Annotated in this window: 13 protein-coding genes; 5 read left to right on the top strand and 8 right to left on the bottom strand. The window is 75.2% G+C overall.

All coding sequences use genetic code 11. The features are described 5' to 3' along the window. Positions 1-102: 102 nt before the first annotated feature. Entirely contained in the window at positions 103-1389 is a 1287-nt protein-coding gene (gene aceA, locus M3185_RS12225) for an isocitrate lyase (RefSeq protein WP_251333956.1), read from the bottom strand. Between the two features lie 173 nt (positions 1390-1562). Between aceA and M3185_RS12220 the strand changes: the two genes are divergently transcribed. Beyond that, positions 1563-3044 (top strand): helix-turn-helix domain-containing protein, encoded by a 1482-nt coding sequence (locus tag M3185_RS12220; RefSeq protein ID WP_251333955.1) that lies wholly within the window; start codon positions 1563-1565, stop codon positions 3042-3044. Positions 3045-3079: 35 nt separating this feature from the next. On the opposite strand, the gene M3185_RS12215 is transcribed toward M3185_RS12220, so the two are convergent. The 4 genes from M3185_RS12215 to hrpB all read right to left on the bottom strand — a co-directional run bounded on the left by M3185_RS12215 (position 3080) and on the right by hrpB (position 10102). Then, positions 3080-4042 carry an L-lactate dehydrogenase gene (locus M3185_RS12215; protein WP_251333954.1) on the bottom strand — a complete coding sequence of 321 codons (963 nt, stop codon included), beginning with the start codon at positions 4040-4042 and terminating at the stop codon, positions 3080-3082. Further along, positions 4039-6093 (bottom strand): penicillin-binding transpeptidase domain-containing protein, encoded by a 2055-nt coding sequence (locus tag M3185_RS12210; RefSeq protein WP_251333953.1) that lies wholly within the window; start codon positions 6091-6093, stop codon positions 4039-4041. The genes M3185_RS12215 and M3185_RS12210 overlap by 4 nt, the downstream gene beginning before the upstream one ends. 168 nt (positions 6094-6261) lie before the next feature. After that, on the bottom strand, positions 6262-7230 hold the full coding sequence (locus M3185_RS12205) for an HpcH/HpaI aldolase/citrate lyase family protein (RefSeq protein WP_251333952.1): 969 nt from the start codon (positions 7228-7230) through the stop codon (positions 6262-6264). A 271-nt stretch (positions 7231-7501) separates the two neighbouring features. Continuing rightward, positions 7502-10102: an ATP-dependent helicase HrpB gene (hrpB, locus tag M3185_RS12200; protein WP_251333951.1), complete on the bottom strand. Its 2601-nt coding sequence runs from the start codon at positions 10100-10102 to the stop codon at positions 7502-7504. Positions 10103-10194: 92 nt separating this feature from the next. Here hrpB and M3185_RS12195 point away from each other — a divergent pair, with 92 nt between their 5' ends. The 3 genes from M3185_RS12195 (at position 10195) to M3185_RS12185 (ending at position 13331) form a co-directional block, all read left to right on the top strand. Further along, positions 10195-11166, top strand: a complete 972-nt coding sequence (locus M3185_RS12195) for a 1,4-dihydroxy-2-naphthoyl-CoA synthase (RefSeq protein WP_251333950.1) — start codon at positions 10195-10197, stop codon at positions 11164-11166. Between the two features lie 11 nt (positions 11167-11177). Further along, entirely contained in the window at positions 11178-12335 is a 1158-nt protein-coding gene (locus M3185_RS12190) for an AMP-binding protein (RefSeq protein ID WP_251333949.1), read from the top strand. A 114-nt stretch (positions 12336-12449) separates the two neighbouring features. Continuing rightward, positions 12450-13331, top strand: coding sequence for a 1,4-dihydroxy-2-naphthoate polyprenyltransferase (locus tag M3185_RS12185; protein ID WP_251333948.1), 882 nt, complete (start codon positions 12450-12452; stop codon positions 13329-13331). A 21-nt stretch (positions 13332-13352) separates the two neighbouring features. On the opposite strand, the gene M3185_RS12180 is transcribed toward M3185_RS12185, so the two are convergent. Next, positions 13353-13640, bottom strand: coding sequence for a DUF4229 domain-containing protein (locus tag M3185_RS12180; protein WP_251333947.1), 288 nt, complete (start codon positions 13638-13640; stop codon positions 13353-13355). A gap of 74 nt (positions 13641-13714) precedes the next feature. Here M3185_RS12180 and M3185_RS12175 point away from each other — a divergent pair, with 74 nt between their 5' ends. After that, on the top strand, positions 13715-14215 hold the full coding sequence (locus M3185_RS12175) for a PLDc N-terminal domain-containing protein (RefSeq protein ID WP_251333946.1): 501 nt from the start codon (positions 13715-13717) through the stop codon (positions 14213-14215). Positions 14216-14348: 133 nt separating this feature from the next. On the opposite strand, the gene ccsB is transcribed toward M3185_RS12175, so the two are convergent. Together ccsB and resB are read right to left on the bottom strand one after the other, a co-directional pair. Beyond that, positions 14349-15389, bottom strand: coding sequence for a c-type cytochrome biogenesis protein CcsB (gene ccsB, locus M3185_RS12170; RefSeq protein ID WP_251333945.1), 1041 nt, complete (start codon positions 15387-15389; stop codon positions 14349-14351). Between the two features lie 12 nt (positions 15390-15401). Continuing rightward, entirely contained in the window at positions 15402-17165 is a 1764-nt protein-coding gene (gene resB / locus M3185_RS12165) for a cytochrome c biogenesis protein ResB (RefSeq protein ID WP_251333944.1), read from the bottom strand. Positions 17166-17205 lie beyond the last annotated feature (40 nt).

Genomic DNA, 17205 nt, shown 5'->3' with positions numbered 1-17205 from the left:
GTTACGCAAGGTTGCGCACCGCCGGACGGCGCGGCGGGGGGGGGCCGGGGGGGGCCCCCCGCCCGGCCGGTCCGGCCGGGCGGGCCGGACCGGGGTGGGTGCTCAGTGGAACTGGGCGGTCTCGGTCGAGCCCGCCAGGGCCGCGGTGGAGGAGGCCGGGTTGAGGACGGTCGTCACGAGGTCGAAGTAGCCGGTGCCGACCTCCCGCTGGTGACGGGTGGCCGTGTAGCCGCGCTCCTCGGCCCCGAACTCGCGCTCCTGCAGGTCCACGTACGCCTTCATCTGCTCCCGGGCGTAGCCGTGGGCGAGGTCGAACATCGAGTAGTTCAGCGTGTGGAAGCCGGCGAGGGTGATGAACTGGAACTTGAAGCCCATCGCGGCCAGCTCGCGCTGGAACTTGGCGATCGTGTCGTCGTCGAGGTGCTTCTTCCAGTTGAACGACGGCGAGCAGTTGTAGGCCAGCATCTGGTCCGGGTGCTCGGCGTGGATGCCCTCGGCGAACTTCTTCGCCACCTCGAGGTCCGGGGTGCCGGTCTCCATCCACAGCAGCTCCGCGTACGGGGCGTACGCGTTGCCGCGGGCGATGCAGGCCTCGAGGCCGTTGCGGACCTTGTAGTAGCCCTCCGCCGTGCGCTCCCCGGTGATGAACGGCTGGTCCCGCTCGTCGACGTCCGAGGTGATCAGGGTGGCCGCCTCCGCGTCGGTGCGGGCGATGACCACCGACGGGACGTCGGCGACGTCGGCCGCGAGCCGGGCCGCGCTGAGGGTGCGGATGTGCTGGGCGGTGGGGATGAGGACCTTGCCGCCGAGGTGGCCGCACTTCTTCTCGGAGGCCAGCTGGTCCTCCCAGTGCACGCCCGCCGCGCCGGAGGTGATCATCGACTTCATGAGCTCGTAGGCGTTGAGCGAGCCGCCGAAGCCCGCCTCGGCGTCGGCGACGATCGGCACCAGCCAGTCCTCGACCGTCCTGATGCCCTCGGCGTGCTCGATCTGGTCGGCGCGCAGCAGGGCGTTGTTGATCCGCCGCACGACCGCCGGGGCGGAGTTCGCCGGGTAGACCGACTGGTCGGGGTAGGTCTCCCCGGCCAGGTTCGCGTCCGCGGCGACCTGCCAGCCCGAGAGGTAGATGGCCTTCAGGCCGGCCTTGACCTGCTGGACGGCCTGGTTGCCGGTCAGCGCGCCCAGCGCGTTGATGAAGTCGTTGTCGTGGAGCTTCTGCCACAGCTGCTCCGCGCCGCGGCGGGCGAGGGTGTGCTCCTCCTGCACCGTGCCGCGCAGCTTCACGACGTCCTCGGCGGAGTACTCGCGGGTGATCCGCGCCCAGCGCGGATCGGCGTCCCACTCCTGGCGGATCTCGTCGGCGGTCCTGGGGGTGTTCTGGGTGGACATGTCAGCTCCTCGTTGAGTGGTCCGGGGTGGTGCTCGGTGGCGTGACGGTGGTTCTCGAGGTCATCCGGAAGTTCGCGCTCCCGAGGTGACACACACCACTTTGCGCCCTCCCGGACCCCGTGAGCCCCACATGTCACCATGAAATTCCGGGATATTTCGTCTATCGTGAAGAAATGGTGACGAGCGCGTGGGGATACGAGGAGCAGGCCGGGACCGACCAGGCCGGGACCACCGATCTGATCGGGCTCGGCCGGCGCATCCGGTCGCTGCGCAAGGAGCGGGGGCTGACGCTGGCCGAGCTGGCCGACCGGGCGGGCACCGCGACGTCGCAGCTGTCCGTGATCGAGAACGGCCGGCGCGAGCCGCGCCTGAGCCTGCTCCGGCGTCTCGCCGACGTCCTCGGCACGAGCGTGGACGCGCTGCTCGGGGCCGAGCCCGCGAACCGGCGCGAGGCGCTGGAGATCCAGCTCGAGCGCACCCAGCGCTCCCCCTTCTACGAGCAGCTGGGCCTGCCCACGGTGCGCGTGAGCTCGGCGCTGTCCACCGAGGTGCTGGAGGCCCTCGTGGCCCTGCAGGAGCGGCTGGCGCAGTCCCTGGAGCGGAACTCGGCGACGCCGGAGGAGGCCCGGCGGGCGAACGTGCAGCTGCGCCGGCTGATGCGGGAGCAGGACAACTACTTCCCGGACCTGGAGCAGTCGGCCAAGGAGCTGCTGGCCCTGGGGGGCTACACCTCGGGCCCCGTCTCCAACTCCGTGATCTCCGAGATGGTCGGCCGGCTGGGCTACAGCATCCACCACGTCACGGACCTGCCCCACTCGACCCGCTCGGTCACCGACCTGCTCAACCGGCGGATCTACCTGGTGCACAGCCCCCGCGCCGACCACGACCCGCGGGCGGTGCTGCTCCAGGCGGTGGGCCACCAGGTGCTCGACCACCAGCCCCCGAAGGACTACGCGGAGTTCCTGTTCCAGCGGGTGCAGGCCAACTACTTCGCGGCGGCCGTGATGCTGCCCGAGGACAAGACCGTCCCGTTCCTCACGGAGGCGAAGAAGAACCGGGATCTCTTCCTGGAGGACCTCAAGGACCGCTTCTCGGTCTCGCACGAGACCGCGGGGCACCGGTTCACCAACCTCGCGACCCGCCACCTGGGCATCCGCACCCACTTCCACAAGGTGGCCTCCTCCGGCGTGATCCACAAGGCCTACGAGAACGACGGGCTCGTGTTCCCCACCGACCACACGGGGGCGATCGAGGGCCAGATGTCCTGCCGGAAGTGGTCCGGGCGCACCGTGTTCGACCAGCCCAACCAGTTCACGGCCTTCGCGCAGTACACGGACACCCCGTCGGGGACCTACTGGTGCTCCACACGCACCGAGCTCTCGGGCCAGGGCGCGTTCTCCATCGGCGTGGGGGTCGCGTTCACGGACGCCCGCTGGTTCCGCGGCCGTGACACCCCGCACCGGACCGTCTCGACGTGCCCCGACCCGTCGTGCTGCCGCCGGCCGCCGGAGGAGCTGAGCCGGGTGTGGGCGGGCCACGCCTGGCCCAACACCCGGGCCCACTCGCACGTGCTGGCGGCGCTGCCGGAGGGCGCCTTCCCGGGCGTCGACGAGCGGGAGGTCTACGAGTTCCTCCAGGCCCACGACCGCGCCTGAGCCGGGACCCGGGCCGTGCGGCGGCGCGGCCGGGCTCAGTAGCCGATCGTGGACAGCGTCCGGCGGATCGCCTCGGCGGAGCGGTGCAGCAGCGCCAGCTCCTGGGCGTCCATCGGCACGGGCAGGAGCTCGACGACGCCCTGCCGGGCCACGACCGACGGCACGGACAGCGCCACCCCGCTGATCCCCCGGTAGTCGTCCAGCACGGTGGACACCGGCAGCACCGCGTGCTCGTCGCCCAGCACCGCCTCGGCGACGCGCGCGCCGGCGAGGCCGATCGCGTAGTTCGTGGCGCCCTTGCCGGCGATCACGGCGTAGGCGGCGTGGACGACCTCGTCGGCCAGCTCCGCCAGGCGCTCCTCGGTGAACGGGCGGCGCCCGTCCACCGCCCACTCCCGCAGCGGGACCTGGCCGATGTTCGCGCTGGACCACAGGGGGAACTCGGTGTCCCCGTGCTCCCCCACGATGCTCGCGTGCACGCTCGTGGTGGACACCCCGCCCTCCTGGGCGAGCAGCCAGCGCAGCCGGGAGGTGTCCAGCACCGTCCCGGAGGCCAGCACGCGGCCCGCCGGCAGGCCGCTGATCCGCTGCGCCACGACCGTGAGCACGTCGCACGGGTTGGTCACGAGCACGAGCACGGCGTCGGGGGCCTGCTCGAGCAGCCTCGGGACGAGGGACTCGAGGATCGACGCGTTCGCCCCGGCGAGGTCCATCCGGGTCTGGCCCGGTTGCTGCTTCGCCCCGGCGGTGACGACCACGACGTCGGAGCCGGCCAGCACCGCGACGTCGTCGGAGCCGGTCACCCGGGCCCCCGGGGTGAACATGGTGCCGTGGGCGAGGTCCAGGGCCTCCGCGCGGACCTTGGCCGCGTCGAGGTCGAACAGCGCCACGTCCTGGGCGGCGCCCCGGATCAGGGCGGCGTAGGCGAGGGACGTGCCGACGGACCCGGCGCCGACGACGCCGATCCTGGTCCTGGCCGGTGCGGGCTGCCGGGTCATGGGGTCTCCTCGGGGTCGGTGCTGGGCTCGCTGCCGGGCTCGGCGCTGGGCGGGGCGGCCGGACGGTCGGCGGCGCGGTCGGCGGCGCGCAGGAAGTCCAGGGCGATCGGGGCGCCGGTGATCGCGCCGAGGTCGCCGTCCTCGACGAACACGGCGACGGCGAGGTCCTCGTGCTCGGCGACGACCCAGGAGTGGGTGCGCGGGGGGTCCTCGGTGCCGTACTCGGCGGTGCCGGTCTTGCCGATGGCGGTGTCCGGGTCGAGCTCCTGCAGGGAGTCGAGGTATCCGTCCGTCACGACCGCCCGCATGGTCGTGCGCAGCTGCTCCGCCTCCTGCGCGGTCAGCGTCCGGTCCGTGGCCGGGCGCGCCGGGTCCCCGTCGAGGAGGCCCTCGGTGGCGACCAGGCGGGGCGTGACCAGCTGCCCGGCGGCGGCCGACGCGGCGAGGTTCGCCATCGTCAGCGGGGACACCAGGGTCCGGCCCTGCCCGAACAGCGCCGCGGCGTGCTCGGCCCCGGTCTCCTCGGCGGGGATCGAGCCGAAGAAGGCCGGCACGCCGAGGTCCGTCTCGAGCCCGACGCCCAGGGCCGCGGCCGCGTCCGCGAGCTCCTGCTGGCTGACCCGGTCGTGCTGGGCGACGAAGCTGGTGTTGCACGAGTGGGCCATCGCCTCGCTGAGGGTGATGGACCCGAGGAACGCCGGGTCGTAGGACTCGACGTTGCTGAACCTGGCGCCGTCGACCGTCAGCGAGGGCGGGCACTGCACGACCGTCCCGGCCGTGTCCCCCTCGCGGACCATGGCGAGCGCGGTCGCGAGCTTGAACGTGGAGCCGGGCGCGTACTGGCCCAGCAGGGCCGTGGAGTAGCCCTCGGAGCCCGGGCCGTTGGCGGCGACCACGACGTCGCCGGTCGAGGGGCGGATCGCCACGATCGCGGAGGGCGACTCCACCTCGGCCAGCAGCCCGCTCGCGGCCTCCTGGAGGCCCGGGTCCAGGGTCAGCTCGACCGGCTCGCCGGCCACGGGCTCGATCTGCACCAGGGGCGTGCCGGAGACGGGCTCCACCCCACCGTCCTCCTGGAGCTGGACCTTCTGCACGATGGTGCCGGGCTCGCCGCGCAGCCGGTCGTCGAAGGCCTCCTGGACGCCTCCGCGGCCGATCATGGACCCCGGCTCCAGCTCGCCCCCGGCCTCCTCCAGGTCCTCCGCCGTCGCCTCGGCCACGCTGCCGAGCACGTCCGCGGCGAAGCCCCGGGAGGGCGCCAGCGGGAGCTCGTCCTGGACCACGCGCAACCCCAGCACCGCGTCCATGCGCTGCGCGTCGAGGGCCCGGAAGTCCGCCTCCCGCAGCGGCAGGGCCTCGACGAACGCCTCGGGCCCGGCCTGCTCGACGGCCTCGGCGTAGGCGTCGGCGTCGATCTCCAGCACGGCCGCGAGCCGCCGCGCGGCGGCGCCCGCCTGCCCCTGGTCCAGCTCCGACTTGTCGATGCCCACGCGCCGGATCGGCCGTTCCGTCACGATCGTCCGCCCGTCCGCCCCGAGCACGTCCCCCCGGTCCGGGAACAGGGCGAGGCGCTGCAGGCCCTGCCCCGGCGCCAGCGACGGCTCGACGACGTCCGGGGCCCACTGCGGGAGCCACCGGCCCTCCTCGTCCCGGACCAGCTCCAGGCGGGACTCGTACTGCCAGTCGTGGTCGACGCCGGGCAGGTGCCAGGACCAGGAGAGGGACGCCGCGCGGCGGTCCTCCTCCCCGGTGTCCGCCACGGGGCCCGCCTCCACGGACGCCGTCAGGCCGCTGAGGTTGCGGGTGACCCGCTCGAACTCGGCCTGGGCGGCGGAGCCGTGGACGTTGGCGAAGCCCAGCTCCCCGAGGCTGCCGGCGCTCAGCGCCGCGGCGACCTGCTGCGCGGTCCGCCGCCCGTCGTCCGGGGAGAGCGCCGAGCAGCCCGTGGTGAGCAGGCCGGCGGACAGGGTCAGCGCGGCCGTCGCCGCCGCGCGGGTGACCGGCCGGGACGTCGCGGGGCGGGGAGCAGGGAGGCGCGGGGGTGTCTGCACCCTGCCCAATCTAGTTCCGCCGTCCGCGCCGGCCCAGAGGTTGCGGGACGTGTCCGGGAGCAGAACCGGTGGGGCCGCGTCTGCACGGCCCCACCGGTTCCCCGGGCGCGGGCAGGGGGTGCGCCGCCCGCGCGCAGCGGGGCCGGCCACCGGCCCCGCACCACCGGATCAGCAGTGGTACGTGTCGGTCGGCGCCTCGAAGTGGACGTCGTAGCCCTCGGGCACGGTCAGGCCGAAGGCCGCGGCCAGGCCGAGGATCTTCCAGGCGCGGGCGAGCCGGGGCAGGTCGGAGCCGTTGCGGATCTCGCCGCCGTCGGCGTCGAAGCCCTGCAGGAACTCCGTGGCCCAGGACACCTCCGACAGCGAGGGGCTGAGGCCCTCGTTGACCGTGGCGGTCTGCTCGGGCATCAGGCACAGCTTGCCGGTCATCCCGAACTCGAGGGTCACGGCCGTGGCCTCGGCCAGCTTGGGCCCCAGCGCCCCGACGGCGGGCCCGTCGATGGGACCGGGCAGGTTCGCGGCGCGGGAGGCGATGGTGAACTGGGAGCGGGTGTAGGCCAGCGTCATGGGGTTCTCGCCGAAGCCGGTGTCGCGGCGGAAGTCGCCGAGGCCGAAGCCGAGCCGGTACGTGGAGCGGGCCCCCGCGATGGCCTGGAGGTTCTGCACCCCCCGGGCCGTCTCGACGAGCGCGACGATCCGGGTGTCCTTGAGCAGCTCCGCGGTGCGGGTGACGTGCTCCGGGGAGTCGACCATGGCGAGCATGATCCCCTCGAGGCCGCGCACGCCGGCGAGGGCGCGCAGGTCCTCCTCCCACCACTGGGTGCCGAAGCCGTTGACGCGCACCCACGCGCGGTGCTGCCCGCCGTGCTCGTCCGGGGCGTCGAGCCAGCGGATGACGTTGCGCCGGGCGCGCTCCTTGTCCTTGGGCGCCACGGAGTCCTCGATGTCGAGCACGACGACGTCCGCCGCGCTCGCCGCGGCCGCCGCGAACCGCTCGGCCTGGGCGCCGTTGACGAGCAGCCAGGAGCGGGCGAGCTCCGGGCCGACCGCGGGCGCGGCGACCTGGGCGACCAGCGGCAGGGACGAGGTGGTCGGGGCGGACGTCGCCGTGGAGGACTCGATCGAGGTGGCAGTCATGAGTGCGTACCCATTTCCGTGTGGCGCTGCGCGCAGCAGTGCAGGAGCGTGCCGGGGCACCCGGTCAGGGGCGGGTGTCCTCCGGCGGAACCGTGACCGGGCCCGGGCCCGCGGGAACGATCGCGTCGCGGGGCCGTGCGGTCCATGCCCCGGGACCGGGGACCGCGAGGTGGGCGGGCCGGTCCCGTGCGTGCTGGATCAGCGCGCTCGGCAGGTGCGGTGACCTCATCGTAACGTGGATCACAGCCGGGCACCACCGGGCCCGGCCGCGTCAGGCCCGGCGCGCGGTCCTGGCGGTCGCGCGCGCCGTCCACGGGTCCTCGGGCCAGGGGTGCTTCGGGTAGCGCCCCCGCATCTCGGCGCGGACCTGGGCGTAGGGGCCCGACCAGAAGGAGGCGAGGTCGTCGGTGACCGCGAGCGGGCGCCCCGCGGGGGAGAGCAGGTGGAAGAGGATCGGCACGCGCCCGTCCGCGACCGTGGGCGACGCCGCCCAGCCGAAGCACTCCTGGAGCTTGACGCTGACCACCGGCCGCCGGCCCGGGTCGTCGGCGGGCGGATAGGCGATCCGCACCCGCGAACCGCTGGCGACGGCCAGGCGCTCCGGGGCGAGCTCGTCGAGCCGCCCGGCCTGCGGCCACGGGAGCAGCCGGCGCAGGGGCGCGGTGAGGTCGACGCCGGCGGTGCGGGCGCCGCCGGCGAGCGCGTCGAGCTCCGGGGCGAGCCACTCCTCGAGCCGGGCGGCGAGGGCGGCCTCGGAGACGTCGGGCCACGGCGCGCCGAGGTGGTGGTGGAGCAGGCCCAGCCGGCGGCGCAGCCCCTCGGCCGCGTCCGACCAGCCGACGAGGCCGGTGCCGTGCTCGGCGAGCGCGGCCCGCACGGCGGCGCGGGCGGCCTCCCGCGGAGCGCGCACGGGGGTGGCGGAGAGCTCGACCGCCCCCAGCGCCCGGACCCGGCGGGCGGTGACCCGGTCGCCGTCGAAGCGCGCGCGCACCTCGTCGGTGAGCAGGTGCTCGGCGCACTGCTCGGCCAGGGCCCGGTCGAGGGGCGCCGCGGCGCGGACCACCGCGCCGGTGCCGGCGGCCGCCGCCCCACCGGCCCGCGTGACGTCGGCGACCGCCAGCCACTCGTGGCCGGCGAGGGCGCTGCCGGCGGGCAGCCCGGCGCGGGTGCCCGAGACGAGCAGCCAGCTGTCCCCGGCCCGGCGGGCGATCCGCTCGGGCAGGGCGAGGGCCACGACGGCGCCCACCACCGCGTCCCCCGGCACCCCGTTCCCGCCGGTGGGTGCGGCGGTCCCGGGTGCGGGGCGCCCGGAGCGCAGCAGCCCCGCCGCGATCCCCTCGAGGCGGCGTGCCTCCTCGGCCCAGCGGCGGGCGTCCGGGGCCCGGCCGGCGCGCAGGTCGCCGAGCAGCCGGGACAGGTCCCCGCCGGGCGGGCGGTGGTCGTCCGAGACCATGGCGACGACCTCGGCCGCGGGGCGGGCCCCGACGAGGCGGGCGCCGTCGAGCAGGCCGCGGGCCAGGCGGGGGTCCACGGGCACCGTCGCGAGCAGCCGCCCGGTGGCGGTGGCCCGGCCCTGCGCGTCGAGGGCCCCGAGCCCGTGCAGGACCGCGACCGCCTCGGCCAGGGCCGCGGGGGGCAGCGGGTCGGGCAGGGCCATCCCCCGCCCGCCGGGAGCGCCCCAGCAGGCGAGCAGCAGGGCCGCGCCCGTGAGGTCGGCGGCGGCGAGCTCGGGGGTGAGGTGGGCGGGCATGGCGGCCCAGGTCCGCTCGTCGTAGCAGCGCACGACCTCCCCGGGGCCCAGGCGGGCCGCGCGGCCCGCGCGCTGCTCGGCCGACGCGCGCGAGGCGGCCACCGTGACGAGGCCGGTCATGCCGCGGCCGGCGTCGCGGCGGGGCTCCCGGGACAGCCCGGAGTCCACGACGAGGCGCACGCCCGGCACCGTGAGGGAGGACTCGGCCAGGGACGTGGCGACCACGACGCGGGGCGGGTCCCCGGGGCCCCGCCCGGCGGTCGCGCGGTCCTGCTCGGCGGGCCCGACCCGCCCGTGCAGCTCGACCACCTCGACGCCGCGGTGCCGTTCCCGCAGCCGCCGGGCGACCTGGGCGACCTCCCAGGCGCCGGGGACGAACACGAGCGCGTCCGTGGCCGCGTCCCGGGCCAGGGCCTGCGCGTGGGCGGACGCCGCCGTGCGGGCGACGTGGTCGAGGAACTCCCGGGTCACGCCGCGCTCGTCCGTGCGGCGCCCCGGCGCCGAGGCCCAGTGCACGGCGAGCGGATGCAGGGCCGCGGGGCAGTCGACGACGGGGGCGGGGGCGCCGTCGCCGAGCAGGCCCGCGAACCGGGGCGCGTCGAGCGTCGCGGACATCGCGACGAGCACGAGGTCCTCCCGCAGCTGGCGCACCTCGGCGAGCATGCCGACCAGCAGGTCCGACTCGAGGCCGCGCTCGTGGACCTCGTCGAGGACGACGGCGCCGGTCCCGGTCAGCTCCGGGTCCTCCAGCAGGCGGCGCAGCAGGACCCCGGGCGTGACGAACTCGACGAGCGTGCGCGGCCCCGCGCGGCGGTCCCCGCGCACGGTGTGGCCCACGAGCTCGCCGACCCGGGTGCCGCTCAGGTGCGCCAGCCGGCGGGCCGCGGCGCGGGCGGCGACCCGGCGGGGCTGGGTGACCACGACGCGGGCCGGGGGTCCGTCCCCGGAGCGGTCGTGCAGGTGCCCGGCCACGAGGGGCGGCACGAGCGTGGTCTTGCCGCTGCCCGGCGGCGCCTGCACGACCGCGACCCCGCCGGCCAGGGCCGCGCGCAGCTCGCCGGTCACCGCGGCGACGGGCAGCCCGGCGCCGATCCGGGACAGGTCGAAGGGGGCGGGGTTCACCCTCCCAGTCTCTCACCGGCCGTGGGAGCCCCGGTGCCGGGACTCCGCCGGCGCCCGCGGGCCGCGCGGGGGCCCGACGTAGACTCGGAGGCGTGAGCGAACCGGCACAGCACCCCACCGACCTGCCCGAGCGCGTCTCCGAGATCTTCGACCCGACCCGGTGGCGGGCGGTCGAGGGCTTCGCGGACCTGCAGGACATCACCTACCACCGCGGCGTGGAGCGCGACGGCAGCGGCGCCGTGGTGCGCGACCTCCCGTGGGTGCGGATCGCCTTCGACCGGCCGGAGGTGCGCAACGCCTTCCGCCCCTCCACCGTCGACGAGCTCTACCGCACGCTCGACCACGCCCGGATGAGCTCGGACGTGGGCGCGGTGATCCTCACCGGCAACGGCCCCTCCGCCAAGGACGGCGGCTGGGCCTTCTGCTCCGGCGGGGACCAGCGGATCCGCGGCCGCGACGGCTACCGCTACGCGCAGGGCGAGACCGCCGAGACCATCGACCCGGCCCGCGCCGGGCGGCTGCACATCCTCGAGGTGCAGCGGCTGATCCGCACGATGCCCAAGGTCGTCATCGCGGCCGTCTCCGGCTGGGCCGCCGGCGGCGGGCACTCCCTGCACGTGGTCTGCGACCTCACGATCGCCTCGCGCGAGCACGGGAGGTTCAAGCAGACCGACGCCACCGTGGGCTCCTTCGACGCCGGCTACGGCTCCGCGCTGCTCGCCCGCCAGGTGGGCCAGAAGGCCGCCCGCGAGATCTTCTTCCTGGCCCGCGAGTACGACGCCGAGCGGATGCGGCAGATGGGCGCCGTCAACGAGGTCGTCGACCACGCCGAGCTCGAGGCCGCGGCGATCGGCTACGCCCAGGACGTCGCCCGCCAGTCGCCGCAGGCGATCCGGATGCTGAAGTTCGCGTTCAACCTGCCCGACGACGGCATGGTCGGCCAGCAGGTCTTCGCCGGCGAGGCGACCCGCATGGCGTACATGACCGACGAGGCCGTCGAGGGCCGCGACGCGTTCCTGGGCAAGCGCGAGCCCGACTGGTCGGGCTTCCCCTACTACTTCTAGGAAGTGCCGCCATGGCCGAGCTGCACGTCCCCGGCGACGCCGTGGTCCTCGACGGGCCCGTGGCCGGCGACCCCCTCGACCTGCTGCCCGGGCTGACGCGGGCGCTGGGCCGGGCGGGTCCCGCCGTCGTGGTGCGCACCTCCGGGTCCACCGGGCGCGCCAAGCGCACGGTGCTCACCACGGACGCCCTCGCCGCCTCCTCGATGGCCACCGCCGTGCGCACGGGCGGCGTGGGGCAGTGGCTGCTCGCCCTGCCCGCCCACTACGTCGCCGGCCTGCAGGTGCTGGTGCGCTCCCTCTACGCCGGCACCACCCCGGCGGTGCTCGACCCCGCGGACCGCTTCACGCCCGAGGCGTTCGCGGCGGCGGCCGCGGAGCTGGAGGACCCCGTGCGCTTCACCTCCCTGGTGCCCACCCAGCTGCAGCGGATCCTCGAGCCGGCCTCCGGGGTGCGCAACGGGGACGCGGTCTCCGCGCTGAAGAGCTTCCAGGCGGTCCTGCTGGGCGGCTCCGCGGCCCCGCCGCGCCTGCTCGCCGCCGCCCGGGACGCCGACGTGAACGTCGTGACGACCTACGGGATGTCGGAGACGTGCGGCGGCTGCGTCTACGACGGCGTGCCCCTCGACGGGGTGAGCGTGCGCATCGCCCGGGACGACGACGCCCCGGGCGCGGACGGGCCGGGCGCGGGCGGTCCGGGCCGGATCTGGCTGGGCGGCGGCGTCGTCGCCGCGGGCTACGCCGGTGACCCCGGTCAGACGGCCCGGCACTTCCGGGAGGCCGCGGGCACGCGCTGGTACCGCACCGACGACCTCGGGGAGCTCTCGGCGGAGGGCGTGCTCAGCGTGCACGGGCGCGTCGACGACGTGCTCAACACCGGCGGGGTGAAGGTCTCCGCGGGCCTGGTGACGGCCGTGCTGGCCGCTCACCCCGCGGTGCGGCAGTGCCTCGTCGTGGGCGTGCCCGACCCGGAGTGGGGGCAGGCCGTGGGCGCGGCGGTGGTGAGCGCCCCGGGCACGGACCGGGAGGCCCTGCGCGCCGAGCTCGCCGACGCGGTGCGGGCCGAGCACGGCGCCGCGGCGGTCCCGCGGCGCTGGGCGTGGCCGGAGGAGCTGCCCCTGCTGCCCACGGGCAAGCCGGACCGGTCGGCGGTGGCCCGGCTCCTCGGCTGAGCGGGGGCCCGGCGGGGGCGTGACACAATGATCCCCGCCCGCTCCCCCGCGGCGGGCCCCGTCCCGCGCGCGGCGTCCGCCGCCGTCTTCCCGTCGTCTCCCCGGAGGTAGCCCGTGGCCACGCCCGCACAGTGGATCGAGGGGGCCCGGCTGAGGACCCTGCCCATGGCCCTGGCCCCGGTCCTGGCCGGATCCGCCGCCGCGCAGGCGCTGCACTCCTTCGAGCCCGTCCGTGCGCTGCTGGCCCTGCTGGTGGCCCTGTTCCTGCAGATCGGCGTGAACTACGCCAACGACTACTCCGACGGGATCAAGGGCACCGACGACCACCGCGTCGGCCCGCTGCGCCTCACGGGCTCGGGCGCCGCCCGGCCCGGGCAGGTCAAGGCCGCGGCGCTGGTGTGCTTCGGCCTGGCCGCGGTCGCCGGGGCGCTGCTGGTGCTGCTGAGCCGGCAGTGGTGGTTCATCCCGGTCGGCCTCTCCGCGGTGCTCGCGGCCTGGGGCTACACCGGGGGCCGCACGCCCTACGGCTACCTGGGCCTGGGCGACCTCTTCGTCTTCGTCTACTTCGGGCTCGTGGCCGTGCTCGGCACGACCCTCACCCAGGCGGGGACCCTCAACCTCGAGGCCTGGATCGGGGCCCTGTCCACGGGGCTGATCGCCTGCGCGCTGCTGATGGCCAACAACCTCCGGGACCTGCCCACGGACCGGGAGGCCGGGAAGCTGACCCTGGCCGTGCGGCTGGGCGACCCGCTGGCCCGCGTGGTGTTCGCGGCCGAGGTCACCGTGGCGCTGCTGCTCGTGCTGTTCCTGGCGCCCTACAACCCGTGGATGCTGATCGTGCTGCTGCTCGCCCCGGCGGCGTGGGCGCCGGTCGCGACGGTGCTGCGGGTCCGGGACCGGCGCCGGCTGATCCCCGTGCTCAAGCAGTGCGGGGTGCTCAACGTCGGCTGGGCGGCGCTGTTCCTGCTGGCGGTGCTGCTGCGGCAGTGGCTGTGACCCGCCGCTGAGGCCCCGGGCTCAGAGCTCGCGGCCGTCCTCGCGCAGCTTCCGGTCCACGTAGGCGTCCTCGACGGCCTGGTCCTCGAGGGCCACCCGGTTCTGCGGCCGGGGGGCGCGGGCGGTCCAGCGGTGGAACTCCTCGCCGGCCGCGGTGTGCAGCCGCGGGAAGAAGAGGTAGGAGACCGCGAAGGAGACCACCACGGCGGCGATCCCGGACAGGACGATCCCCACGCCCAGCCACAGGCACAGCAGGAAGGCCAGCACGAGGACGACGAGCCGCAGCAGCGAGTACTTGAGGAAATTCACCCGCCCAGTCTACTGAGCCCACCTGGGAGGAGTCGCCGGGCTGATGTCCAGGCTGCTCCCCTAGGATTGTCGGCATGGGTCGAGCGATTCTCATCATCGGCACCGCCGCCTTGGCGGTCGGCGTCATCGTCTACTCCCTCATCGAGTGCGCCCGCACCGACAGCACCGAGATGCGGGGACTGCGCAAGGGCGGGTGGATCGTCGTGATCCTCCTCCTGCCCCTGATCGGAGCGCTGCTGTGGCTGTTCCTCGGGCGCCCCAAGGGCACCCCCGACGGCGGACGGACCGCGCGCGCCAAGGGTCCCGACGACGACCCCCAGTTCCTGCGCAACCTCGAGGAGCGGCGCCGGCAGCAGGAGCAGGCCGAGAAGCTGCGGCGCTGGGAGGAGCAGCTGGAGCGGGAGGGTGGTCCCGGTGCGGCCGGCAGCACGGGCAGCACCGGGAAGCAGGGGAAGGGGACGCAGGGCAAGCAGCGGGTGGACCGGCCCGGGGAGAACCCCGCGGACGGCTCCTCCGGGCACCCCGACGGCCTCCCGGGCGACGCGCCCGGGACGGAGCGCCCGCCGCGCGACTGAGCGCCCCGCGCACCCCGGCCGGCCCCGCGGGTCCCCGGCCCCGCCCCGCTACCGACGACGAACGGCCCGCACCGATGCCGGTGCGGGCCGTTCGTCGTGGGACCGTCGTCGGGACCGTCCTGGGTCCTGGGTCTCAGAGCCCGGAGTAGGAGTGCAGGCCGGAGAAGACCGTGTTGACCACGGCAAAGTTGAAGATCACGCAGAGGTAGCCGACGATCGACAGCCACGCCGAGCGGTTGCCGCTCCACCCGCGGGTGGCCCGGGCGTGCATGTACGCGGCGTAGACCACCCAGATCACGAAGGTCCACACCTCCTTGGTGTCCCAGCCCCAGTAGCGGCCCCACGCCTGCTCGGCCCAGATCGCGCCGGCGGCGAGGGTGAAGGTCCAGAAGGCGAAGCCGACCGCGTTGAGCCGGAAGGACAGGTTCTCGAGCGCCTGGGAGGAGGGGACCATGCCGAGGAACGCCATCCCGGGCGTCTCGCCGGCCAGGATCGCCTTCTCCCGCCGGGCCTGCAGCAGCTGCAGGACGGCCATGGCGAAGGTGATGGTGAAGACCCCGGAGGCGGCCACGGCGATGGACACGTGGATCACGAGCCACCAGGACTGCAGCGCCGGCTGCAGCGGGCCCACCGGGGTGGGGAAGCCGATGGTCGCCGCGCACAGCATGATCACCACGAGCCCGGACACGAGGGTGCCGACGAAGCGCAGGTCCCGGGCGAGCAGGGACAGCAGGTACACCCCGGCCACGACCAGGGCGCCCGTGGTGCAGAACTCGTACATGTTGCCCCAGGGCACGCGCCCGGCGGCGATCGCGCGGCTGACCACCGCGGCGGCGTGGACGGCGAAGGCCAGGACCATGACGGCCACGGCCACGCGGGCCGCGGGACGGCGCTCGCCCGTGTAGCGCATCTCGGCGTCGGCGACGTGCCCGGACAGCCGCGACCCGCCGGTCGTGCGGAACCCGCTCCCCGCGGCCCCGGCGGCACCGGTCCCGGCGGCACCGGACGCGGCGGCGCCCACGAGCTCGGCCTCCCCGCCCCGCCCGGCCGGGCGCAGGGACTTGGAGTGGGACGCCATGTCCCAGGCGAAGGCCACGAAGCTCACCAGATAGGTCATGGCGGCCAGGAGCATGAACAGCTCGCTCCAGGTGCCGAGGGTCTCGTTGACGGGCATGGCCCTATCCTCTCACTCGTTGCCGGGCCGGATCCCGGCCCGGGTCGTGCCGGCGGCCGCGGTGGCAGCGGCACCGGCGCCGGTGGTGGCAGTGGTCTCCCGCACGCCCGCGGCCTCCCACTGCCCGGTCCACAGCTCGGCCAACCGCTCGGCCTCCGGGCGCAGGCGCGGATCCTCGCCGCGGGCCAGCAGCCCGTACTCCAGGACGGTGGCCGGCCGGCCGTCGTCGTCGGCGCCCTCCACGGCCCGCACCCACACGCGGCGGCGGGAGATGAACATGGACATCAGCAGCCCGGTGAACGCCGCCAGGAAGGACACGAAGGCGCCGGTCTTGCCGGGGTCGTAGTGGATGTCGAGGCCCACGTAGCGCTTGACGTCGAGGAACTCGACCGTGCCCTTGCCCTCGGGCAGCTCGTAGACGCGGTCGGCGGCGTCGAGGGTGACCGCCCCGTTGGCGTTCATCATGGCGTTGAGCTCGGTGAGCGGCTCGACGTCGAGCACGAACACGTTCTGGGGCTCCCCGGTGTCCAGGCCGAGGTCCCCGTAGTAGGAGGACAGGATCAGCCGGGGGTTGGCGAGGCCGGGGTCGACCGATCGGGGCATCTCACCCTCCCCGCCCACGGCGGTGGGCAGCAGCAGGCCCACGAAGCCGAGCTGGTCGGGGCGCGCGTCCGGGACCTTGAGCACGAGCGAGGACGTGTAGACGCCGTCGGTCGGGACGGTCACCACGGGGCCCTCGAACGCGACGTCCCCGTTGCCGTCGGTCACCCGGATCACCGGGGCGTAGCCGTTGCCCACCAGGTACGTCTTCACCCCGCCGACGTTCAGAGGCTGGTTGACCTTGAGCACCTCCTGGCGCGGCTCGGCGCCCGGCTCGTCCTGCACCGTGACCTCGGCCGTGAAGTCCAGCGGCGCCCCGTAGTTGTCGGGGTTGGTGGTGTCGCGGTTGAACTCGGCCTCGAAGCGGTCCAGCCGCACGGAGAAGGGCTCCAGCCAGTCGGCGTCGTAGTTGGTGCCCGGGGTGAAGGAGTCGTAGCCGATGAGGGTGTTCACGAAGGACTCGCCCTCCACGACCACGCGCTGGCCCTTGTAGCCGAACAGGGAGCCCACGGCCACGGACACGAGCACGCCCAGCAGCGCCAGGTGGAAGACGACGTTGCCGACCTCCTTCCACATCCCGCGCTCGGCGGCCACGGAGGGCGCGGCGGTGCCGGCGTCGCGCACGGCCACCCGGTAGCCGCGCTTGCGCAGCAGCCGTGCGGCGTCGGCGACGACGTCGGCGGGGGCCGGCGCCGCGGCGCCGTCGCGCCCGCCCAGGGCGAACGCCCGGTGCTCGGGCAGCCGCTCGAGCCGCCGCGGGGTGCGCGGGGGCTCGGCCCGCCACGCGCGCCAGTGCTTGGCCGCCCGCGGGATCACGCACCCCACGAGGGAGACGAAGAGCAGGAGGTAAATCGCGGAGAACCACGCCGAGGAGAAGACGTCGAAGAACTGGAGGCGGTCCAGCCACTCCCCCAGGACCGGGTTGTTCTCCATGTAGTCGCTGACCTTCGCCGGGTCCTGGATGCGCTGCGGGAAGATCGACCCGGGCACCGCGGCGACCGCGAGCAGCAGCAGCAGGAACAGCGCCGTGTTCATCTTGGTCAGCTGCGTCCACGCCCACCGGAGCAGCCCGAGGGGCCCCAGCGCCGGGAGCTCGACATCGGGCCCGCCCGTGCGGGACGCGTCCGGGGACCCCTCGGGCGGGGGACCCGACGACGGGGGCGCTGAGGTGCTCATGCCGGCCTTTCGGTTGTCGGTGACGGGGCGGGGCTCGGAG

The sequence above is a fragment of the Kocuria rosea genome, assembly GCF_023715525.1.
In the GTDB taxonomy this organism is placed as follows: Bacteria; Actinomycetota; Actinomycetes; order Actinomycetales; family Micrococcaceae; genus Kocuria; species Kocuria rosea_A.
The sequence above is the reverse complement of the archived record's forward strand: the minus strand, read 5'-3'. Positions and strand labels throughout refer to the sequence as shown.